Source organism: Cellulosimicrobium sp. 4261, assembly GCF_040546915.1.
GTDB lineage: Bacteria > Actinomycetota > Actinomycetes > Actinomycetales > Cellulomonadaceae > Cellulosimicrobium > Cellulosimicrobium cinnabarinum.
Genome location: NZ_JBEPOQ010000007.1, coordinates 146,916 through 168,660 on the forward strand (window position 1 = coordinate 146,916; position 21,745 = coordinate 168,660).

Here is a 21,745-nt window from a genome sequence, read left to right on the forward strand (position 1 = left end):
CCCTGCCCATCCCCCGCCGAGCACGACGTTGCCGTCGCTATCCGGCGGATGACGACAGCAACGTCGTGCTCGACGAGGCGCTCCCGGCGACGCGGTCCTCCGGCCGCTGCGCGTACGGGCGGATGCGGTCGAGGTAGTCGGCGATCGCCTCGCGGTTCTTCTCGAGGATGCGGATGCGGTCCTCCAGGCGCGCGAGCTCGGTCTCGAGGAGCGCGATCTTGTCCGGGTAGGCGTTGTGCAGGTGGATCTCCGGCGCGTTGCCGAGGCAGGGCAGGAACTCCTTGATGATCTTCGTCGTGAAGCCCACCTCGAGGAGCCCGCGGATCTGGAGCACGCGGTCGACGAGGTGCTCGCCGTACTCGCGGTAGCCGTTCTCGGCCCGCTCGGGCGTGAACAGGCCCTGCTCCTCGTAGTACCGCAGGAGTCGCGTCGGGGTCCCGGTGCGCCGGGACAGCTCGCCGATTCGCACGTGATCCACCTCACCGGGTCGTGGCGCTTGACCTTCACATCAATGTCAGACATCGATGCTAACCCCATGTCCACGACGAGCACACCCACCACCGTTCCCGCCGCCGTCACGGGCCCCACCTCGGTCGGCACTCCGGCACCCCCGCCGACCCCGGTGACCCCCAGCCCCGGCGTCCTGCCCGTCGGCGCGCTCGTCGCGCTCGCGGCGTCGGGGTTCCTCACGCTGCTCACCGAGATCCTCCCCGCGGGCGTGCTGCCCGCCATGGCCGCCGACCTCGGCGTCGGGGCCGGAGCGGCCGGGCAGACCGTCACCGCGTTCGCCGTCGGGGCGATCGTCGCCGCGATCCCGCTCACGCGTGCCACGGTGCGGTGGGACCGCCGCACGCTGCTCCTCGTGACGGTCGCGGGGTTCGTCGTCGCCAACACCGTGACCGCGGTGTCGTCGTCGTTCGCGCTGACGCTCGTCGCGCGCTTCGCCGCAGGGCTCGTCGCCGGTCTGACGTGGGCGCTCCTGCCCGGGTACGTGCGCCGGATCGTGCCGGCGGACCGCGTCGGCCGTGCGATGACGATCGCCATGGCCGGCGGCCCGCTCGCCCTCACGCTCGGCGTCCCCGCCGGGGCCGTGCTGGGCGCCGCCGTCGGGTGGCGCTGGACGTTCGGCGTCCTCTCCGTCGTCGGGGTCGCGCTGCTCGCCTGGATCCGGCTCGGCGTCCCCGGCGCGGCAGGCACCCCGCGCGGCGCACAGCTCGCGATCCGCGCCGTCCTCCCCCGTCCCGGGCTGCGGCCCGTGCTGCTCGTCACCGGGCTCAACGTGCTCGCCAACACGTCGCTCTACACGTACGTCGCGGTCCACCTCGCGCACCTCGGCCAGGGCTCGCGAACCAGCGCGCTCCTGCTCGTCCTCGGCGCCGCGTCCGCCGGGGCGCTCGTGCTCGTCGGCGCGCTCATCGACCACCGCCTGCGCGCCCTCACCCTCGGGTCAGTCGTCGTCTTCGCCCTCGCGATGCTCGTGCTCGGCCTCGCCCCGACGTCGACCGTCGTCGTCGTGCTCGCCGTCGCCGCCTGGGGCGCCGCGTTCGGTGGCGCCGGGACGCTCTACACGACCGCCGCCGCCCGGGCCGCGGGCGACGGCGCCGACGTCGCGCAGTCCGCGCTCGTCACCGTCTGGAACACGTCCGTCGCGCTCGGCGGGGCCGTCGGCGGCGCGGCGCTCGCCGTCGCGGGACCGGGCGGCCTCCCGTGGGTCTCCCTCGCGCTCATGGTCCCGGTGCTCGCGACCGTCGCCCGAGGTCGGCCGCACTCCTTCCGCTGAGACGACGGCCGAGCACGAGGCTGCTCCGCGTCGAGCACGAGGTTGCCGGCGTTCTCGCGCCGAGAACGCCGGCAACCTCGTGCTCGGCGAGAGGGTGTGTTCAGCGGGAGCAGGGTGTGCCAGGATGCGCGCGTGGCCATCGACGCCCCGACCGGCAGGGGGCCGACGGAATCCGTCGGAGCCGGGAACCTCGACGACGCGCTCCCGGAGCTCGGACCTGCGCCCGGCCCCTACGCGAGCTGGTCACGGCGGGTCGTGGCGTCGCTGCTCGACACCGCGATCGCCGCGACGGTGCTGTTCCTCGCCGTGGGGCCGGCCTACGAGGTCGCCTGGGTCCCGACGATCAGCTTCAGCACGAGCACGGAGACACCGGCGCCCGGCGGGACGTGGTGGGCCCTCGGGACCACGGCCGCGCTCCTCGCCCTCCAGGCCTGGACGGGCGCGACCCCCGGCAAGCGCACGGTGGGGATCGTCGTCGTGCACGACGCCACGGGCCGCCCCGCGGGACTCGTCCGTACCGTCCTGCGGGACGTGGCGCACATCCTCGACGCGCTGCTCTACATCGGTTTCCTCCGGCCCCTGTGGCACCCGCAGCGCCGCACGTTCGCCGACTCGCTGTGCAGCACCGTCGTGCTCCGGCGCGTCCGGCCGCCCGTCCCGTTCCTCGGCCCGGGCACCGGCGTGGGCGGCCCGACGCCGTCGCGCGTCGTGACCGGCGCGGCGACGCTCGCGGCGGTGGGCAGCGCCGTCTTCATGCTCGGCCCGACCACGCACAGCGGCGTGGACGTGGGGAGAACGTCGTGCACGCCGGAGGTGGCGGCCGAGTCGCCGCTGACGGTCGGCGACGTCGACGTCTCCGGCTGGTCGGTCCCGGGCACCGTGACGCGCTGGGGCGTCACCCGGACGGACCCCCTCCCCCCGTGGGCCGGGAACGAGCCGGGGCTCGAGGCGGCGTTCGCCGTCGACATCGACGCGGGGGCGACGCTCGACAGGCCGCTGGACGGCGCGCTCGTCCTGCGCCTCGCCACGTGGCAGGGCGACGAGCTGGGCGAGTTCCGGTCGTCCTTCCGCGTCGAGGAGACGCCGGGCAGCGGGCCGGGGTGGGAGCCGGTCGAGCCCACGTCGCCGGGCTCCGGTCTCGGCACGGTCCACGTCCCGGCGGGGACGGTCGACCTGCTGCCGCAGGCCTGGCGCTGGGAGGCCTCGGTGGTCGTCGACGGCGAGGAAGGTCCGCAGACGGTCGCCACCTGCGGAGCCCGCGGCCCGTCCTGACGCGGAAGTGCCCCCCACCCGCCCAGGCGTCGTCGAGCACGGGGTCGGCGACCGGGATCGGGCTCGGGCGGTCGGGAACCCCGTGCTCGGCGCCGGGGTGGGGGCGCAACATGGCCGAAACGTTCAGGACGACCGGGGGAAACGTCGCGGTCGCACGATGAGGGGGCGCCGGGCGGCGAGCCCGGCGCACCAGCATCGTCCCGACCCTCCGCCGCCCCGCGCGACGGAGTCCCCGAGGAGGCTCCCGTGCCGGACAACCGCCCGCTCTTCTCCGCCCCGCCCGCCCCGACGTCGGCCGGCCCGACCACGGCGGTGCACCGCACGGCCGACCACGGCGCCGCACCCGACCTGAACGTCCACGGCGAGCCGCGCCGTCGGGCGAACCCCGGCGACGAGCTCACGGTCGACCCGACCGACCGCCGTCGGCGCGCCCGCGCGGCGCTGCTCGACCTGCGCCGCGACGTCATCCGGAAGAGCTCGACCGGCTGGTGACGAGCGGCCGCGCCCGTGGGCGGCGCCGCGTAGGTTGGTCCCCATGCGGATCGGAGCCCACCTCGACCAGTCAGACGTCGTCGCGCAGGCAGCGAGCATCGGCGCGGACGTCGCCCAGATCTTCCTCGGGGACCCCCAGTCCTGGAAGGGACCGGAGTTCACGTTCCCGGGCGGTGCGGAGGCCCTGAAGGACGCCGCCGCGGCGGCGGACCTCGAGCTCGTCGTGCACGCGCCGTACGTCATCAACGTCGCGAGCCCCAACAACCGCATCCGCATCCCGAGCCGCAAGCTGCTCCAGCAGATCGTGGACGGCGCGGCGGCGGTCGGCGCGACGGGCGTCGTGGTCCACGGCGGGCACGTCACCGCGAACGAGGACCCGGCGAAGGGCTTCGACAACTGGCGCAAGGCGATCGACGCGCTCCAGACGGACGTCACCGTGTACATCGAGAACACCGCCGGGGGCGACTTCTCGATGGCCCGCCGCCTCGACCGCATCGAGGGCCTGTGGGCGGCCGTGCAGCAGGCCGACGGTGCCGAGAACGTCGGGTTCTGCCTCGACACGTGCCACGCGTGGGCGGGCGGCATCGACCTCACGACGGCGGTCGACGACGTGCGCGCGATCACCGGCCGCGTCGACCTCGTGCACCTCAACAACAGCCGCGACACCGCAGGCTCCGGCGCCGACCGCCACGCCGGCCTCACGGCGGGGACGATCGACCCGGAGCTCCTGCTCGGGGTCGTGCGCGCGGCGGGCACGTCGGTCGTCTGCGAGACGCACGCCGACGTCCCGGCCGACGTCGCGTGGGTGCGGGAGCAGGTCGGCTGAGCCGTGGGAGAACCGCGCCCGCTGCGGCTCCGCAACGTCACCGTCGACGCGCGCGACCCGCGCGCGCTCGCGGAGTTCTACCGGCGCCTGACCGGCTGGGCGTACACGCCCGGCCACGAGACCGTGGACCCGGCGGGCGACGACTGGCTCTCGCTCCAGGTCCCGGGCGGCGCGTCGCGCCTCGCGTTCCAGCGGTCCGACGCCGAGGTGCCGCCCTGGCCCGGCGGGGCGCGCGTGCACGTCGACCTGGACGTCCCCGACCTCGCCGCGGCGCACGAGCACGCGCTCGCGTGCGGCGCGCGCCCGCTCACGGGCACCCCGGAGGACGAGGGCCACCCCGACGACCTGTTCCGCGTCTACGCCGATCCGGAGGGCCACCCGTTCTGCCTGAGCTCGCCGCCGCTCGACCACCCGTGACCCACCCGCGCGAGGCGGGCACGCACGCGGCCGACCCCGCGGGACCAGCCCGCGCGAGGTCGGCCCCGCGCGCCGGTCAGTAGCCCGACCCGGCGGCGGGGGCCGCGTCCATGATCTCGGTGCCGTCCGGTGCCACCACGTGCCAGACGCCGTTCACGCCCTGGCCCGTGACGTCGCCGGGGCCGGTGTCGGCCGCGTACGTGTAGACCGGGCGGCCGTCGACGGTGACCTGGGGCTCGCCGTCGACCCCGGTGATGGTGCCGACCTCGCCCGTCACGCCGTCGACCTCGGGGTCCGCGCTCGCCGCGTGGACGGCGGGCCACGCGGCGGTGCACTCGCCCTCGCACGCGCTCGTGCCCGAGCCCTTCGTGTCCTTGTCGTAGTAGTAGACGGTCATGCCCTGGCCGTCGACCACGACGGTCCCGAGCGACGAGTCCGCCGTGCCGAGCGCGACGCCCGCCGAGCCGCCGCTTGCCGAACCGTCGGAGGTCGAGCCGTCGGACGTCGATCCCGACGGGCTGGGGCCACCGCCCCCGTAGAGGCCGCCTCCCCCGCCGGAGCACCCGGCGAGGGTGGCGGCGAGCAGGGCGGTGACGGCCCAGGTGGTGGCGGCCGGGACGCCGGTGGTCAGGGTGCGTCGCATGTCGACTCCTCGGAAGGACGGTCGGGGTCGCGAGCACGGCCCCTACTCTCACGACGGCGCGGCGCGCCGCGAGGTTCACCGGGCCCGCGCCCGCGCGTCGGGCCGCACGCCACCCGCCCGTCCGACGGCCCGTCCGCCCGCCGGGGCGATCCCGGGCCACCCGTCGACGGACCCGGGTGAACCGATCGGGCCGCTGCCTCGTCTCCCAGGTGACGGAGTCGCAGAGGATGATCGGAAGGGGCAGACGTGCGCAGGAGGACGAAGGTGCTCGTGGGGGTCGGGGTCGGTGTCGTGGTGCTCGGCGGTGCTGCCGTCGCGTTCGGCCCGGGCCTGTACGCGGACTGGTCCAACCGGGCGGCGGCCGAGGAGCCGACGCTCGACGCGTCGTCGGGCGACGGCGCCGCGCTCGACGCCGCCGACCTGGCCGGTGCGTGGACGGTCGGGGACGGCTCGTACGCCGGGTACCGCGTGCACGAGGTGCTGCAGGGCGAGGACGTCACGGTGACCGGCCGGACCGAGGAGGTCACGGGGACGTTCACCGTCGCGGACGGCGCGCTCACCGCGGCGTCGATCGAGGTCGACATGGCGAGCGTCGCGACGGACGAGCCGCCGCGCGACGCGTACTTCCGGGGCGACGCGCTCGAGGTCGGGACGTACCCGACCGCGACGTTCGAGCTCACCAGCCCGGTGGACCTGCCCACCGGCTCGGGCGACGTCGAGCTCGCGGGCGACCTGACGATCCACGGCGTGACGCAGGCCGTCACGGTCGAGGCGCAGGTCGGCCCGACCTCCGACGGCGTCCAGGTCGTCGGGAGCGTGCCGATCACGTTCTCCGACTTCGACGTGGAGGCACCGAGCCTCGGGTTCGTCACGGTCGACGACGCGGGCAGCGTCGAGTTCGGCCTCGACCTCGTGCGGTCGGCCGGGTCGTGACCGACGGGGAGGTGCCGCGCGTGCGCGCCGACGCCGACGACCTGCTGCGGGCGGTCCACGCCGCGCACGGGCCGGCGCTGGAGCGCTACGTCGCGCGCCTCACCGACGACCCGGCGCAGGCGCAGGACGTGGTGCAGGAGACGTTGCTGCGCGCGTGGCGCCACCCCGAGGTGCTGGAGCGGCCGGAGGGGTCGGTGCGCGCGTGGCTCTTCACGGTGGCGCGCAACCTCGTCGTGGACGAGCTGCGCAGCGCGCACCACCGCCGCGAGCTCGCGAGCGCCGACGTGCCCGACCGCGGCGAGGCGGACGCGACGCAGGCCGTGCTCGACGCGTGGCTCGTCGCGGACGCGCTCGTGTCGCTCTCGCCCGAGCACCGGGCGGTCGTCGTCGACGCGTACTACCACGGGCGGTCCGTGGCCGAGATGGCGTCGGCGCACGGCGTCCCGCCCGGGACGGTGAAGTCCCGCATGCACTACGCGCTCCGCGCGCTGAGGCTCGCGCTGCAGGAGAAGGGAGTCTCGTCATGACCGCCACCCCGGACCCGTACCGCGAGTGGGACGCCGCCTACGTGCTGGGCGCGCTCAGCCCGCGCGACCGGCGGGCGTTCGAGCAGCACCTCGCGACGTGCGCGGCGTGCCGCGAGGCCGTGGCGGAGCTCGCGGGCATGCCGGGCATCCTCGGGATGCTCACGGCCGAGCACGCGGACGCGCTCGTCGACGACGCGCGCTCCGACGTCCCGGCCGAGGCGTCCGACGGGGCGGGGGGCGCCGTCGTGCCGCTCGCGGTGGTCGCCGCGAGCGCCCGACGGCGCCGCACCCGACGGCGGTCGCTCCTCTCCGTCGCGGCGGTGGGCCTGGTCGTCGCGGGCGCGGCGGGCGGGGTGGCGGTGACGCGGTCGGACGACGCCGGGCCCCCCGCGACGTCCGCGACGACCCAGGTCGCGCTCGAGCCGGTCGGGGGCGCGGACGTGCGCGCCGAGCTCACGCTCACCCCGGCGTCGTGGGGCACGCGCCTCGACTGGTCGTGCTCGTACCCGGCCGGGGTGTGGGAGGACGGCGCGACGTACGAGCTCGTGCTCGTGGACGACGACGGCACCCGCTCGGTCGTGGCGACGTGGTCCTCGACGGAGGCGGGGAGCTCGTCGGGCCTGGGCGCGTCGTCGGCGGTGCCGGTGGACGGGATCGCCCGGCTCGAGCTCGGGGTCGTGGGGGTCGACGGCGCGCTCGCGGCCGCCGACGTCTGACCCAGGCCCGGCCCCCGGGGCGGCCGGACCCTCAGGAAATCCTCGGGTTGAACCACACCACCGGGCTTCCGCAACGCTGAGCCAGACCTCGCCGACCCCCGCGCCGGCCCCGCGGGAACGCTGAGGCGACCGCCGGAGGCTCCTTGTCGACAGCACTCGTCGACCTGGAGCCTCCGGTGAACACCACTGCCCCGCACACCCCCCGCCACCGCACCGAGGCGGCCGCCCGTCCCGCGGACGGGCCCGCCGTGCGCGTCGTCGTCGTCATCCCCGCCCACGACGAGGAGCAGGCGCTCCCCGCCACCGTCGCCTCGCTCGCGGCCCAGACGCGCCGCCCCGACCGGGTGCTCGTCGTCTCGGACAACAGCACGGACGCGACCGTCGCGGTCGCCCGCGCCGCCGGCGCGGACGTCATGGAGACCGTGGGCAACACGGCCCGCAAGGCGGGCGCGCTCAACCAGGCGATCGCGACCACGACGGAGGACGTCGTCATGGTCCTCGACGCGGACACCACGATCGCCCCCACGTTCGTCGAGGAGGGGCTCGCCGTCCTCGCCTCGGCGCCCGAGGTCGCCGCGGTCGGCGGCGTGTTCCGCGGTCGGCCGCCGCAGGGCTACCTGCAGCACTGCCAGGCCAACGAGTACACGCGCTACGGCGTGCAGGTGGACCTCACCGGCCGCACGGCCGTGCTCACCGGGACCGCCGCGCTCGTGCGCCGCACCGCGCTCCAGGAGGTCGCCGACGCCCGCGGCTCGGTCCTCCCCGGCGAGCGCGGCGACGTGTACGACCGGCACGCGATCACCGAGGACTCCGAGCTCACGCTCGCGCTGCGCACGATCGGCCACGAGCTGCGCTCGCCCGTCACCATGAGCTGCACGACCGAGCTCATGCCGACGGCCGGGGACCTGCACCGGCAGCGCGTCCGCTGGTACAAGGGGATGCTCGACAACCTCGCCGAGTACGGGCTCACGCGCACCACGTGGCGCTACGTCGGCCAGCAGGTGATGCTCGCCGTCGGCACGCTCATGATGGCGGCCTACCTGCTCCTCACGGCCGTCACCCTCGTGACGGGGACCTTCACGCTGTCCCCGCTGTGGGCGGCCGTCGGGCTCGTGTTCGCCGCGGAGCGCCTCGTCACCGTCTGGGGCGCCGGGCGGCGCGCGCGGCTCCTGGCCGCGCTCGTGCTGCCGGAGCTCCTCTACGACCTCGCCCTGCAGCGTGCGTTCCTGCACGCCGCAGCGCTGTTCGTCACGCGGCGCCAGACGACGTGGAACCACGTCGCCGCCACCGCCTGACCTCACCCCCGCCGACCCGCCCCGCCGCGCACGCGACCGGGACGTCCTCGGCATGCCCTCACCCGTCCCGGAAGGACAGCAGCCATGTACAACTCGACCCTCGCCCAGACCGCCCCCGTCCTCGCCGTCACCGGCGTCGCGACCGCGTTCCACGTCGTCGCGGCCTGGACGCTCCTCGTCGCCGGCCTCGCGCTCGTCACGACGGCACGCGTGCTGCGCCGTCGGGCCGCCGCCCGCGCGCAGCGCTGAGAGGCGGCCGACGAACAGCCCTGCCCACGACCGGTGGGGACGGTCGTGGGCAGGGCCTTCCTCGTCGCGCCGTCAGTCGACGGCGTGCCGACGCCGGGCCGCGGCCAGGGCCAGGAGGCCGAGGAGCAGCAGGAGCGCCGCCCCGCCGGCGACCCACGCCAGCGTCGCGCCGGTCGTGGCCAGCGGGCCGCCGGGCTTGCCCGGCGTGCCCGGGTCGCCGGGTCGGTCAGGCGTCGCGCACGCCTGGGCGGCGTCGGTCAGCCCGTTGTGCCCGATCCCGGCAGTGTTCGCGAACCCGCCGCTGCCGTCGGTGCCCGGCTCGGGACAGGTGAACGTGGTGTCGTCCGCCTGCTCCGTGTCGAGGGTCGCGACGACCTCCACCCGGTAGGTGTGGACCGCCCCCGCGGCGAGGCTCACGCCGGTCGCCACGACGTTGGCCGGGTCGCCTTCCGCGCCCTGGCCCGTCCACGAGCCCGACGGCGTGACACCGTCGGGCGCCGCGGTGACCTTCGCGGTCCGGACCTCGATGCCGGCGCCGTAGCGCAGGCGGTCGGTGAGGTCGTAGACCCCGGCGGCCGCGCCGTCGTTCGTGGCGGTGACGGTGTAGGCCACCGTCCACGACCCGTCGGCACCCGCGACCGGCGTGCCGTCCATCGTCTTGGTGATGTCGATGGAGGGCACGGGGGCGCAGTCGGTGTCGGTCTGCGTCCCGCCGGTCTCGTCCGTGAGCGTCGCCGCGTTGTTCAGCCCCTGCTCGGTGAGGTTCCCCCCGGGGGCCGCGGTGCACGCGGGCGAGCCCGTGCCGTCGTCCTCCACGTCCGTGAAGTGCAGCGGCACGGAGGCGACCACGGTGACGCGGTAGACGTGCGGGGCGTACCCCTCGTCGTCCAGGCCGCCGATCACGACGTCGGTCGCGATCCGCCGGTCGGCGTCCCCGTCGAACCCGTCGTTCAGGGTGACGCCGTCCGGACCGGTCACCGCGACCGAGTCGACGGTGACGACCGGGGCGAAGAGCAGCTCGTCGTCCAGGTCGTAGGTCGTGGCCTCCCCGCCGACGTTGCCGACGGTGAGGTCGTAGACGACCTCCCACGTCCCGTCGCCGGCCGGTCGCGCGGAGACCAGCGCCTTGTCGAGGGTGGGCTTGCCCGGACGCACGCACTCGTCGTCGCTGCCCTCGTTCCCGTTCCAGTCCACCGTCGCGACGTTGTTCAGGCCGCCCGGCACGGTGCCCTCCTCCGTGGTGCACACGTCGGTGTCCGGGATCGTGACGTCCGTCAGGTCGGCGGCGTACCGCACCGTGACGGTGTAGGTGTGCACCACGGGGGCTGTGGTGGCACCGCTGATGGCCTGGCCCGTGACGATCCGGGTGTCGTCGAGGCCGTCGAAAGCCTCGTTGACACCGACCGATCCGGGGGTGTCGGTGACGACGCCCTGGACGCCCACGACCGTCACGCCCTCGCCCGGCGCGAGCGCGTCGTCGAGGTCGTACGTGCCGGCTCCGGGACCCCGGTTGGTCACCGTGACCTCGTAGACCACGTCGTACACGCCGTCCTCGCCCTCGACCGGCGTCACCGCGCCCGCGAGGGACTTGGTGATGTCGATCAGCGGCAGGGTGGCGCACACGTCGTCGTCCTGCGTCTCGCCGTTGTGCGTCAGCGCGCCGGCGTTGGCGAGACCGCCGGTCTCACCTGACCCCGGCTCGGGGCACGCGAGCGTGTCCGGCGTGACCGTCGCGGCATCGAGCGAGACCACGACCTGCACCTGATAGGTGTGCGTGGCACCGGCCTCGAGCGTGGCCGCCGTGGCGACCACGTTCTCCTGCGAGCCCGCAGCGCCCTGACCGGTCCAGCCCGCGTTCGTCTCGACGCCCTCGGGCGCCGTGGCGACCGACGCCGACTCGACGACGATCCCCTCGCCGTAGAGCAGCTGGTCCACGAGGTCGTAGTCGCCCGCGGCCTGGCCGGTGTTGGTGGCGACCAGGTCGTAGGTGATCGTCCACGTCCCGTCACCGTTGCCCGTCGGGCCCGCCGAGATCGACTTGTCGAACTCGATCAGCGGCAGCGACGCGCACGCCTCGTCCTCGACGACGACCCCGTTGTGGTCCAGGCCGGTCGAGTTCGCCAGGCCGCCGTTCCCGCCCGACCCGGGCGGCGGGCACTGCAGGTTCACCGGGTCGATCGTGGCCTCGTCCATCTGGACCGTGACCTCGACCTGGTAGGTGTGCGTCGCGCCCGCGGCGAGCTCGACGCCGGACGCGACGAGGTTCTCCGGGTCGGACGTCTCAGCGCCCCGGCCGGTCCAGCCCGCGTTCGTCTCGACCCCGTCGGGGGCCGTGGTGACCGCGGCGTCGAGGATCTCGATGCCGTCGCCGTAGTGCAGGCGGTCGAACACGTCGTACTCGCCCGCCGCGCCACCGACGTTCTCGGCCACGACGTCGTAGACGATCGTCCACGTGCCGTCCCCGTTCGGCGTGGGACCGGCCGACACGGTCTTGTCGACCGTGATCGCCGAGATCGTCACGCACGCCTCGTCCGAGTCCGGGATGCCGTTGTGGTCGATCCCGGCGGAGTTCGACAGGCCGCCGTCCTCCCCCGTGCCGGGGGCGGCGCAGTCGGTGACCGCGGGAGCGCCCTCCGTACCCTCGGCCAGCGCGATGACGACCTGCACCTGGTACGTGTGGGCCGCGCCGGCGGGCAGGTTCACCCCGGTGGCGATGACGTTCTCCGGCGCGCCCTCGGCGCCCAGACCCGTCCACGAGCCGTTCGGCTCGACACCCTCCGGCGTCGAGACGATCGCGCCGGAGACGACGGTGATGTCGCCGTCGGCCGTCATGCGGTCGGTGACGTCGTAGATGCCGTCGGCCGCGCCGGAGTTCGTCGCGACGACGTCGTAGGTCACCGTCCACGTCCCGTCACCGTTCGGCGTCGGGCCCGCGGAGACCGTCTTGGTGACGTCGACGAGCGGCAGGGTGGCGCACACGTCGTCGCCCCGGGTCTCACCGTTGTGCGTGAGCTCGGTGGCGTTCGCCAGCCCGCCGTTCTCGCCCGAGCCGGGCTCCGGGCACTGCAACGCCTCCGGGGTCACGACCTCCCGGTCGAGGGAGACGACGACCTGCACCTGGTACGTGTGCGTCGCGCCCGCGTCCAGCGTGACGCCCGCCGCGACCAGGTTGTCGGCCGAACCGGCCGCTCCTTGACCGGTCCAGCCTGTCTCGGGCTCGACACCGTCAGGTGCCGAGGTGATGGCGGCCGACTCCACGACGACGCCCTCGCCGTACAGCAGCCGGTCGACCACGTCGTAGTCACCGGCGGCCTGCCCGGTGTTGGCGGCGACCAGGTCGTAGGTGATCGTCCAGGTCCCGTCGCCGTTCGGCGTCGGACCCGCCGAGATCGACTTCTCGATGCCGATCAGCGGCAGCGACGCGCACACGCCGTCCTCGGCCACGATCCCGTTGTGGTCCAGGCTCGCCGAGTTCGCCAGGCCACCGTTCGCACCCGACCCGGGCGGCGGGCACTGCAGGTCCGCCGGGTCGATCGTGGCCTCGTCCATCTGGACCGTGACCTCGACCTGGTAGGTGTGCGTCGCCCCCGCGGCGAGCTCGACGCCGGACGCGACGAGGTTCTCCGGGTCGGACGTCTCAGCGCCCCGGCCGGTCCAGCCCGCGTTCGTCTCGACCCCGTCGGGGGCCGTGGTGACCGCGGCGTCGAGGATCTCGATGCCGTCGCCGTAGTGCAGGCGGTCGAACACGTCGTACTCGCCCGACTCGCCGCCGACGTTCTCGGCCACGACGTCGTAGACGATCGTCCAGGTCCCGTCGCCGTTCGGTGTCGGGCCCGCGCTGATCGACTTGTCGACGACGATGTACGCGATCGCCACGCACGCCGTCGCGTCGTCGGTCAGGTCGTTGTGCTCGACCGTCGCCGCGTTCGAGAGACCGCCCGGAGAGGCGCCGGGCTCGGCCGAGCACGGCGTGATCACCGGCACGCCCTCGACGCCCTCGGCGATCCCCAGCACGACCTCGACCTGGTAGGTGTGCGTCCCGCCCGCGGGCAGGACGACGCCGGAGGCGATGACGTTCTCCGGGGCGCCCTCGGCACCCAGGCCCGTCCACGCCGCGTTCGGCGTCACACCGTCCGGGGCGGTGACGACGGCGCCCGAGCGGACCTCGAGGTCACCGTCGGCCGTCATCCGGTCCGTCACCTCGTAGGTGCCGTCGGCAGCGCCCGCGTTCGTCGCGACGACGTCGTACGTCACCGTCCACGTCCCGTCACCGTTCGGCGTCGGGCCCGCGGAGACCGTCTTCGCGATGTCGATCGACGGGATCGGCGCGCACGCCTGGTCCTCCTCCGTCTCCCCCTCGGGGCCGGTCAGCCCGGAGGTGTTGTTGAACCCCTGGTCCGCGTCCGACCCCTCGGCGGGGCAGGCGGTCGGGGCGTCGGCGCCGGAGCCGGCACCGTCGAGCTGCAGCGGCACGTCGGCGAGGACGGTGACGCGGTAGACGTGCGGGGCGTAGCCCTCGTCGTCGTTCCCGGCCAGCGGTACGTCTGCCGCGACCAGGGTGTTGCCCTGGCCGTCCCACGCCGGGTCGGCGAGGACGACGCCGTCGGGCGCCTGCGTCACCGTCGCGGAGACGATCGTCGCCTGGTCGGTGAAGTGCAGCGCGTCCGTCAGGGAGTAGGTCGTCGACGGGGTCTGCGTGTTCGACACGACGACCTCGTACACGACCTCCCACCGGCCGTCGCCGACCGGTGTGGCCGAGACGACCTCCTTGGTGTGCGTCGGCGTGCCGACGACGACGAACCCGGCCGGGTCGCAGTTGATCGTGGGCTCGACGCCCGAGTCCGCCGGCACGTCCGCGTCCGCGCACGCCGTGTTGACGACGGAGTCGGCGACGGGCTCGGTGAGCTCGATCTCGAACTCGTGGCTCTCGGTCGCTCCCGGGGCGAGGGACTCGATCGTGAACGACCCGAGCTCCGGCTGCAGGTCGTCGGAGACCGCGACGTTCGTCAGGGTGCCCTGACCCGTGTTCTCCACGACGATCCGGTAGCGGACCGTGTCGCCGACGCGGAACCGCGGGTAGTCCAGCGGGTCGTTCGCGTCGCGCCACTCGCCGTCCGCGTCCTGCACGTACTTCTTCAGCGACGCCGAGTAGTAGTTCGCGATCGAGGTCGACGCCGACGTGCGCATGACGAGGCGCGTGTTCTCCGCACGGCCCTGCGCGCGGTTCACGAGGACGTCGCCACCGACCATGCCGTCGGTCACGACCGGGACGTCGAGCGTCAGCTCGCCCCGCGCCGCGAGGGCGCCGGTGATGACGCGCACCGCGGTGGCGTCGGGGGTGTACGTGGTGCTCCACCCCACGGTGTTGCCGGTGGTGCTGCCCGCCGAGCCGTTCGTGGCGTCGGCCGGGTCGTCGGTGAGCGTCGCGGGGTCGGCGGTCGTGTAGTAGACGGTCCCCCCGACCGAGGAGGTCACCGGGCCGTCGAGCCGGTACGAGCCCGAGAACGCGGTCCCGCGGCCGTCACCCACGTACGGGAGGATGTCGATCACGTCGACGAACTCCTGCGGGAGGGGATCCTCGGAGCGCACCAGCACGGTCCACGAGCCCGCGCCCGCGCCGTCGCCGGCGAGGTTGGGGATGAACGCCTGGTCCGCGGTCTTGATGATCCTGGTCAGCCCGGACTCGTTGACCACGACCGTCGCGGTCGCGGAGTCCGACTGCACGCCCTCGGCCGAGGCGGTGACGGTGTTGACCAGCCGCTCGCCGCCCTCGACGTCGTCGGCGTACTCCACGTCGTAGGTCAGCGACTGGGGAGCGTTCGTGGGCACCCCGTCCAGGGTCCAGGTGAGGACCTGCTGGCCGGAGCCGTTCGTCGTGGCGACCGGCTCGGGGCTCGCGGAGCCCGCGACGTACGTCGCGCCGAGCGGCAGCGTGTCCACGAGCTGGTAGTCGTCCACGGTCGGAGCGACCGCCCCGGTCCCGTTCGCGGAGTAGCTCAGCGTGTACGTCGCCTGCCCGCCCGGGTCGACCGTCGTCGGGAGCACCGACTTCGCCACGTCCGGCGTGACGCCGACGATCCGCACGATGTCACGCCCGCCCACCGCGTACGGGTAGCGCGCGTCCGGGGTCAGCGTCGCGGACGGCCCGGCGTCGGCAGGTGAGGTCGAACGGGCCGGGTTCGCCCAGGCGTTCGTGGCGGACGAGGGGTTGATGTACGACCCCCAGCTCCACACGTCCTGGCCGACCTCGGCGCTGGGCAGGAGCTGCTGCGTCACCTGCAGGACGAGGGTGCGCTGCCAGCGAGCGGCCGTCATCGAGTAGGTGGCCCGGACAGCCTTGACGGTCGACAGGTCCGCAGGGCGGGTCGTGGTCCATCCGGTCGTCCCGTCGCACGTGAACGCGTTCGGGTTGTAGGACCCGCTCGCGGGGTTCACCAGCGCCGAGGTGCCGACGTAGTAGGCCACGGGCAGGCCGGCCGGCTCACCCGTCGTCCCGTCGTCGAAGCGCGTGAGGGCGCCCGTGAACTCGACGTACCGCGTGTCCAGCACCTGGCACAGACCGCCCTGGGTGGAGTTCTGGTTCTGGACGTTCGGGTAGAGCACGCGGACCGCCGAGCCGAGCTCCGACTCCGGGGCGACCCGGTAGGTGTCGGTCCACACGCTCGCGCTCGACCCCGTGTAGGAGGGCTGCCACGCGTGCGACCAGATGCCCGTCGTCCAGTTCTTCGCCGTGGTGTTGTTCGCGGGGTCGTCGTTCGCCGACTGCCCGTCGACCGCGGTGTAGGTCGGTGCGCTGGACGTGACCGAGATCTGCCCCGAGCCCGCCGTCGTGACGACCCGCAGCTGGATCTGCCCGGACGCGACCGCCACGCGGTCCGTCGGCAGCGGGTTCCCGGCAGAGTCCGTCGTCGGCACCTGCGTGTGGCTGTAGTCGATCCCGGCCAGCGTCAGCGTGTACGACGTCGAGCTGTTGCGCGTGAGCGTGCAGGATCCGACCGACGGCGCCACCTGGCTCGCGTCGTGCGTCCCGCCCGACCACGGGTGACCGCTCGCCGCCCCGCTCGTGAACGCCGAGCACGCCTGCGGCCCGACCTGCGTGACCGCGCCCAGGCTGTTGGACACCGTGAGGTCGTAGCTGACGGGGTCCTGGCCGGCGGGGCTGTTCGCGCCGTGGAACAGCGTCCAGTTGAACGTGAAGTCGCGGGACGTGTCGTTGCGCGTGCTCCCGAAGACGCTCTCCACCCAGTGGATGTCCTGCACGAACCCGTTCTGCACGGGCAGCTCGGGCAGCGACGTCTGCTGGTCGGCGATCGTCGCGCCCGCGCTCACGGTCTCCCCGGTCACGGCCGTCACACGCATCGGCGTCGTCAGCGAGAACGCCGTGCCCTCGGTCTGCGTCCCGACGTTGCACACGAGCGTCGAACCGTCCTCGGAGACGCTCGACGCGGGGTCCGCGCCGTCCACCAGGCACGCGGGCGGGAGCGCGTCGAACACCGCGCCCTGAGCCGTGATCGTCACCGTGACGTTCTCCACCGGCGCGTTGCCGGGGGCCGCCGCGTCGTCGTTGAGGTTGAACCACCACGTCGGTGACACCGCGTCACCGGTCTCGAGCGTGGCGGGCGTGCTCTCCGCCCAGGACCCCTCGAGCTCGTACACGGTCGCCGCCGTCGCGGGCAGCGCCGCGGCCGTGAGCCCCGCGCCTCCAAGGACCAGGGCCGTGACGCCACCGATCAGGCGTCGTGCACGCGCTCCTCGCCACCACGAACCGGTGCGGGCGTGCCGGGCGCCGCGGGGTGCCGCGTGCCTGGCGGGTCGCCCGCCTGCCGCGGCCGCGGCGTCTCGCTCGAAACCTTGCATGGGGTCCCCTTCGTCGTGCGCACGCGCCCCTCGCGTGCACGGTCGTCACCCCATAGGACCCGTGCCACCGAGGCCCATGACGAGCGTGACCTGGGAAATCACCCATCCCATCACCAGTTCCGTGAAGGAATTCACCCGGCGCCGCGAGACGCGCTTGCAGAACTCGGCACGTCCGTCAGGATCACGGCTATGACAGGCGCCAGAGATGTCCCGTGGAGCAGCGAGGAGATCCTCCGGGCGCTCGACGCGGGCGACCTCGACGGCGTGGAGACCGCGTTCGACGTGCTCTGGTACGAGCTCCCCGACCGCTTCGCGCGCGAGCTCCTGACAGCGCTCGCACGCGTCCCTCCCGAGGTGCTCGACCGCCGCCCGCGCCTCGCGCACCTCGTGCTCCTCGCCCAGAGACGCCGCGACCACCAGCGCGACGACGAGCGCAGCATGTCGCGCCTGCTGCGGCACTACTCCCGGGCCGGACTCCGCCACAGCAGGCGGCTCAACGGGTTCACCCGCCTGCACGACGTCCTCTCGGCCGGCACCGCGGCCGTCGTGGGCCTGCGGCACCGCCGCGACCACGACGCCTCGACGCGGATCGGCACGTGGGTCGAGCAGCGCACGACGCTCCTCATGGCGGGAGGCCCGCTGCCCTGGACAGCGGGGCGCCCGGACGCGCGGCCGGGCTGGCTGAGCGCGCAGCGCGGGATCACCGCGATGCTGTCCGGCGCGACCGACCCGGCGATCCAGCACCTGCGTCGCGCGGCCGACGAGGCGGGCGACGAGCCCCACGGCCACTTCGCGCGGGTGAGCGCGGCATCGAACCTGGCGCTCCTGTCCGCCTACCGGGGGCACCACGACCTCGCGCGCGAGCAGCTCGCCGTGGTCCGCGACGCCGCACCGTTCCCCTCGTGGATCGCGGCGGCGCACGTGCACGGCGAGGCGCTCGCGCGGGCGCACCTCGCGATCCACGAGGGCGACGCGGCGACGGCGCAGAGGATCCTGCGGGCCACCGACCCGACCTCGCCGGCCGTCGGTGAGCTCTGGGCGTTCCTGGCGTCCGCGCGTGCCAGCCACGCGGCCTTCTACGGCGATCCCCTCCACGGCTTGCGGGAGCTGGACCAGGTGCGCCTCGTGCACGGCATGGTCGACCCCGACCCGGGGTCGTTCGTCGGGCGGCTGCTCCTGCGGGCCGAGGCGAAGCTGCTCCTGCGCGCCGGCGGCGCGGGCCGCGTGCTGCACCTGGCGCACGGGTCCGAGGACGATACGACCGAGTGGCTGGCGAACCACCACGCCTGGGCCCACCTGTCGGTGGGCGAGCACTACGAGGCGATCGGGGTCGCCTCGTCCGCCATCCACCAGACGTCGCTGTCACCGGCCGACGCGCTCGACCTGCACGTCGTCCTCGCCGTCGCCCACCTGCGCGCCGGGCGCGAGGACCGCGCGCGGAGCTGGTTCCAGAAGGCCCTGCGGTTGCGGTCCTCCCCCGAGCACGCCGCCCCGTTCCTCGCGCTCGAGCCGGACGAGCGGCGCGCGCTCGCCGAGCTCGCGGACACCGCGGACGTGCTGCCCCGGGGCGCCGTCGAGGCGCGCAACACTCCCCCGGTCACGCTGGCGAGCCGGCTCTCCCCCCGCGAGCGGAAGGTGCTGCGGTCGCTCAGCGAGGGCTACACGGCCGAGCAGACGGCGGCGCGGTTCAACGTGTCGGTGAACACCATCCGCACCCAGATCCGCACGCTGTACCGCAAGCTCGGGGTGTCGAGCCGACGCGAGGCCGTCGCGGTCGCGCAGGAGGCAGGGATCCTCGCCGCGGCCCGGGGGGAGGCCGTCGGGCGGTCGGAGCGGCGCTACGCCCCGGGTCGGCGTCCCGCGACCGGGACTGCGACCTCCATCACCGGGCCGGGACCGCCCGCCTCCCAGGTCGGCAGGTAGACCTCCCGGTCGTCTCCCGCGGGCGCACCGCCCGCGAGCGCCCGCCCGGACGCCAGGTAGTCGTGCACGAGCACCAGGCGCTCCTGGTCGCGGGCCTCCGCGGCCGTCAGCGCGACGTACGCCTCCTCGTGCGCGTCGTCCGTCGTGAGGGCGAAGCCCGACGGCGGTCGCACGGCCGCGGGGACCGGCACCCGCAGCGTGAGGCGGGCGGCGTACCCCTCGGTCGCGCGCTCGTGCAACTCAACGTACGGGTGCCCGGCGAGGGGGACGTCGGCCGCGCGCAGCACGGCGAAGAGCGCTCCGGTCGCCTCGGGCAGCACGGTCGGCAGCTCGGCGAGCGTCGCGCGGCGCTCGGTCCCGAGCACGAGGCGCTCGGGCACGTGGCGCCGCCGCACGAGGACGTCCAGGTGCGGCTCCCCGACGAGCGCGGACCGCACGTACTCCCCCGCGGTCAGCGACGCCGCGAGCGCCGAGCGGCGGGCGCTCCACACGGCGTCGAACGCGGGGACGGGGTCGGGCGCGGCGAGCACGTCGCCCACCTCGGCGAGCGACAGCCCGACGCCCCGCAGGAGCCGGACCAGGCGGGCACGCTCCACCTGGCCGCCGTCGAGCAGCCGCGGTCCGTCCGCGGTCGTGCGGCGAGCGTCGAGCAGCCCCCGGTCCGCGTACAGGCGGACCGCCTTCTCGCTCAGCCCCGTGGCGCGCGCCACCTGACCCGTCGTGTACTCGTCCATGCCCGCGACGCTAGGGCCTTCCCCAGGGGCAGCCGCAAGGGGTCGGCTTAGTCGTCGTCGCCGGGCACGTACGGGCCACGGCGGAGCTCGAGGTCGATCTGCTCGGCGTCCAGCAGGTCGAGCGCGTGCCGCAGCGCCTGCGAGCTGTACGCGCCCGACGTGCGCGCGTCGAGCAGCGCGACGCGCTGCGCCGCGATCGCCCGGAGCCGCAGCTCCTTGTACTGCGCGAACAGGTCGGCCGACGTCGCGGCGTCGGTGTCTCGGTTCTCGAGCTCGCGCACGACGTCGCGGCGCACGCGGGCGACGACGTCACCGTCGTAGGTGGTGCCGTCGGCACGGCGGAGGTCGGGCGCGTCGATCACGGCCACGGCAGCGCCGTCGAGCTCGGCGCGCACGGCGCCGCGGTCCTCGTCGGCACGCGTGGACCCGCCCGAGAGGCCGAGGCGACGCACGACCCACGGGAGCGTGCCGCCCTGCACGACGAGCGTCCCGGCCGCGACCCCGAACGCGACGAGCACGAGGAACGAGCGCTGCGGGGTGTCGAGCGGCAGGGTCTGCGCCGCGGCGAGCGTCACGACGCCGCGCATGCCTGCCCACACGAGGAGCGTGCCCTCGCGCCACCCGAGCCGCTCGGCCGTCAGGTAGTCGATGTCGGCGGCACGACGACGCAGCGACGACCGCAGCCGGCCCACCCGCTCCGGGGGCGCCTTGGCGACCATCTCGGCGCCGCGACGCTCCGGCGTCCCGGGCGCCGGCTTGGCCGCCGCGGGCACGGTCGGCGCGACGGGCGTGCCGTCGGCCGCGAAGCGCGCGTCGAGCTTCTCCTGCATGCCCGCGATGACGCCGCGCATCGACTCCCCCCGCCGCGCGCGCCGCGCGAGGGAGCGCAGGAGCGTCGCGACGTACGCGGAGCGCACGACGAGGATGACGACGGCCGCGAGCGCCGCGATGCCGACCGCGCGCCACAGGCTGCCGTGCGCCTCCTGGACGTCGGTGACGAGCGCGAACAGCTCGAGCCCCATGAGGAGGAAGACGGTGCCCTCGAGCAGGAGCTCGACGGTCCGCCAGTTCGACTCCTCGGCGAGCCGGTGCTGGGGGCGCAGGTACTTCGCAGCGCCGTTGCCGGTGACGAGGCCCGCGGTGACGACCGCGACGAGGCCCGACGCGCCGAGCTCCTCCGACGGCAGGTAGGCGAGGAACGGCACGACGAAGGACACCGCGGTGCTCAGCGCAGGGTTGGCGAGGCGGCGCCGGACGAACAGGCCGAGGAAGCCGACGAGGAACCCGACGAGCACGGCGACGACGACGGCGAGCACGAAGTCGCCCGCGACCGACCACAGCGACACCCGCGTGGCGGACTCCCCGGTCGCGACGGCGATCCCGATCCCGGCGATGGCGGAGCGCAGGAGCACGAGAGCGGACGCGTCGTTGAGCAGGCTCTCGCCCTCGAGCAGCGTCACGACGCGTGGTGACGCGCCGAGCCGTTTGACGATGGACGTCGCGACGGCGTCGGTCGGGCTGACGATGGCGCCGAGCGCGAAGCCCGCCGCGAGCGGGATGCCCGGGATGAGCCAGGTGAAGAGGTAGCCGAGGAGCGCGGTGCTCAGCAGGACGAGCACGACGGACAGGCCGCTGATCGCGGTGAAGTCCCGCCGGAAGTCCATCGTGGGCAGGCCGACGGCCGCCGAGTAGAGGAGCGGTGGCAGGATCCCGGCGAGGATCCACTCGGGCTCGAACTCGATCTCGGGGACGGCGGGCACGAAGCTCACGACGACGCCGACCGCGACGAGCACGAGCGGCGCGGCGACGCCGGCCTTCGGGGCAAGCGCGTTGACCCCGACGATCGCGACGACCGCGAGCGTCCCGACGACGATGAGGGAGAGGATCTGCTCCTCGGTCAGGCTGAACGGGAACTCCATCTGCACCTCCGGGAACCGGCGCCGCGCCCGGGTCGGCGCGCGCGGGACGCCCCCACGCTAGCCGCCGGGACGCCGTCGGGCCGTGCAGGTCCGGTGGAGCCGTCTCTGCGCCTCCGGTCGCGAGCATCCTGCTGTCCGGAGACGCTGCCAGGGGCGGCAGAC

16 protein-coding genes are annotated in these 21,745 nt (G+C 74.5%); 11 read left to right on the forward strand and 5 right to left on the reverse strand.

Annotated features, from left to right (window positions below):
- Positions 1-37: 37 nt before the first annotated feature.
- The gene (locus ABIE39_RS11440; RefSeq protein ID WP_175008858.1) at positions 38-469 is read right to left on the reverse strand and encodes a MerR family transcriptional regulator; all 432 of its coding nucleotides are present in this window, start codon (positions 467-469) and stop codon (positions 38-40) included.
- Positions 470-535: 66 nt separating this feature from the next.
- Between ABIE39_RS11440 and ABIE39_RS11445 the strand changes: the two genes are divergently transcribed.
- The 5 genes from ABIE39_RS11445 to ABIE39_RS11465 all read left to right on the forward strand — a co-directional run bounded on the left by ABIE39_RS11445 (position 536) and on the right by ABIE39_RS11465 (position 4,787).
- On the forward strand, positions 536-1,780 hold the full coding sequence (locus ABIE39_RS11445) for an MFS transporter (protein ID WP_175008859.1): 1,245 nt from the start codon (positions 536-538) through the stop codon (positions 1,778-1,780).
- A gap of 132 nt (positions 1,781-1,912) precedes the next feature.
- Positions 1,913-3,052 carry an RDD family protein gene (locus ABIE39_RS11450; protein WP_354051802.1) on the forward strand — a complete coding sequence of 380 codons (1,140 nt, stop codon included), beginning with the start codon at positions 1,913-1,915 and terminating at the stop codon, positions 3,050-3,052.
- Between the two features lie 246 nt (positions 3,053-3,298).
- Complete coding sequence (locus ABIE39_RS11455; RefSeq protein WP_209827859.1) at positions 3,299-3,544, forward strand: hypothetical protein; 246 nt, start codon at positions 3,299-3,301, stop codon at positions 3,542-3,544.
- 43 nt (positions 3,545-3,587) lie between these two features.
- On the forward strand, positions 3,588-4,370 hold the full coding sequence (locus ABIE39_RS11460; RefSeq protein ID WP_354051804.1) for a deoxyribonuclease IV: 783 nt from the start codon (positions 3,588-3,590) through the stop codon (positions 4,368-4,370).
- Between the two features lie 3 nt (positions 4,371-4,373).
- Positions 4,374-4,787 carry a VOC family protein gene (locus ABIE39_RS11465; RefSeq protein WP_209827855.1) on the forward strand — a complete coding sequence of 138 codons (414 nt, stop codon included), beginning with the start codon at positions 4,374-4,376 and terminating at the stop codon, positions 4,785-4,787.
- A gap of 76 nt (positions 4,788-4,863) precedes the next feature.
- Here the strand turns inward: ABIE39_RS11465 and ABIE39_RS11470 are convergent, their stop codons facing one another.
- A complete protein-coding gene (locus tag ABIE39_RS11470) occupies positions 4,864-5,430 on the reverse strand; it encodes a COG4315 family predicted lipoprotein (protein ID WP_354051806.1) in 567 nt (188 codons plus the stop codon).
- 246 nt (positions 5,431-5,676) lie between these two features.
- On the opposite strand from ABIE39_RS11470, the gene ABIE39_RS11475 reads away from it, so the two are divergent.
- From ABIE39_RS11475 to ABIE39_RS11495, 5 genes are all read left to right on the forward strand, one after another.
- Complete coding sequence (locus ABIE39_RS11475) at positions 5,677-6,363, forward strand: YceI family protein (RefSeq protein WP_354051808.1); 687 nt, start codon at positions 5,677-5,679, stop codon at positions 6,361-6,363.
- Between the two features lie 20 nt (positions 6,364-6,383).
- On the forward strand, positions 6,384-6,890 hold the full coding sequence (locus tag ABIE39_RS11480; protein WP_269467723.1) for a sigma-70 family RNA polymerase sigma factor: 507 nt from the start codon (positions 6,384-6,386) through the stop codon (positions 6,888-6,890).
- Complete coding sequence (locus ABIE39_RS11485; protein ID WP_354051810.1) at positions 6,887-7,606, forward strand: anti-sigma factor family protein; 720 nt, start codon at positions 6,887-6,889, stop codon at positions 7,604-7,606. The genes ABIE39_RS11480 and ABIE39_RS11485 overlap by 4 nt, the downstream gene beginning before the upstream one ends.
- A 176-nt stretch (positions 7,607-7,782) precedes the next feature.
- Positions 7,783-8,901: a glycosyltransferase family 2 protein gene (locus ABIE39_RS11490; protein WP_354051812.1), complete on the forward strand. Its 1,119-nt coding sequence runs from the start codon at positions 7,783-7,785 to the stop codon at positions 8,899-8,901.
- A gap of 84 nt (positions 8,902-8,985) precedes the next feature.
- Entirely contained in the window at positions 8,986-9,150 is a 165-nt protein-coding gene (locus ABIE39_RS11495) for a hypothetical protein (protein ID WP_158097153.1), read from the forward strand.
- Between the two features lie 72 nt (positions 9,151-9,222).
- On the opposite strand, the gene ABIE39_RS11500 is transcribed toward ABIE39_RS11495, so the two are convergent.
- Positions 9,223-16,806: a CLIPPER-2 domain-containing protein gene (locus tag ABIE39_RS11500; RefSeq protein WP_354051814.1), complete on the reverse strand. Its 7,584-nt coding sequence runs from the start codon at positions 16,804-16,806 to the stop codon at positions 9,223-9,225.
- Between the two features lie 390 nt (positions 16,807-17,196).
- Here ABIE39_RS11500 and ABIE39_RS11505 point away from each other — a divergent pair, with 390 nt between their 5' ends.
- Entirely contained in the window at positions 17,197-18,930 is a 1,734-nt protein-coding gene (locus tag ABIE39_RS11505) for a helix-turn-helix transcriptional regulator (protein WP_354051816.1), read from the forward strand.
- On the opposite strand, the gene ABIE39_RS11510 is transcribed toward ABIE39_RS11505, so the two are convergent.
- On the reverse strand, positions 18,846-19,664 hold the full coding sequence (locus ABIE39_RS11510; protein ID WP_354051818.1) for a MerR family transcriptional regulator: 819 nt from the start codon (positions 19,662-19,664) through the stop codon (positions 18,846-18,848). The genes ABIE39_RS11505 and ABIE39_RS11510 overlap by 85 nt on opposite strands.
- Before the next feature lie 47 nt (positions 19,665-19,711).
- The gene (locus tag ABIE39_RS11515; RefSeq protein ID WP_354051819.1) at positions 19,712-21,583 is read right to left on the reverse strand and encodes a cation:proton antiporter; all 1,872 of its coding nucleotides are present in this window, start codon (positions 21,581-21,583) and stop codon (positions 19,712-19,714) included.
- Positions 21,584-21,745 lie beyond the last annotated feature (162 nt).

What these genes read in the sequence shown, in the direction of transcription:
- ABIE39_RS11445 (WP_175008859.1), top strand. Translation starts at nt 536, where the DNA reads ATGTCCACGACGAGCACACCCACCACCGTTCCCGCCGCCGTCACGGGC.
- ABIE39_RS11460 (WP_354051804.1), top strand. Translation starts at nt 3,588, where the DNA reads ATGCGGATCGGAGCCCACCTCGACCAGTCAGACGTCGTCGCGCAGGCA.
- ABIE39_RS11470 (WP_354051806.1), bottom strand. Translation starts at nt 5,430, where the DNA reads ATGCGACGCACCCTGACCACCGGCGTCCCGGCCGCCACCACCTGGGCC.
- ABIE39_RS11485 (WP_354051810.1), top strand. Translation starts at nt 6,887, where the DNA reads ATGACCGCCACCCCGGACCCGTACCGCGAGTGGGACGCCGCCTACGTG.
- ABIE39_RS11495 (WP_158097153.1), top strand. Translation starts at nt 8,986, where the DNA reads ATGTACAACTCGACCCTCGCCCAGACCGCCCCCGTCCTCGCCGTCACC.
- ABIE39_RS11505 (WP_354051816.1), top strand. Translation starts at nt 17,197, where the DNA reads ATGACAGGCGCCAGAGATGTCCCGTGGAGCAGCGAGGAGATCCTCCGG.
- ABIE39_RS11510 (WP_354051818.1), bottom strand. Translation starts at nt 19,664, where the DNA reads ATGGACGAGTACACGACGGGTCAGGTGGCGCGCGCCACGGGGCTGAGC.
- ABIE39_RS11515 (WP_354051819.1), bottom strand. Translation starts at nt 21,583, where the DNA reads ATGGAGTTCCCGTTCAGCCTGACCGAGGAGCAGATCCTCTCCCTCATC.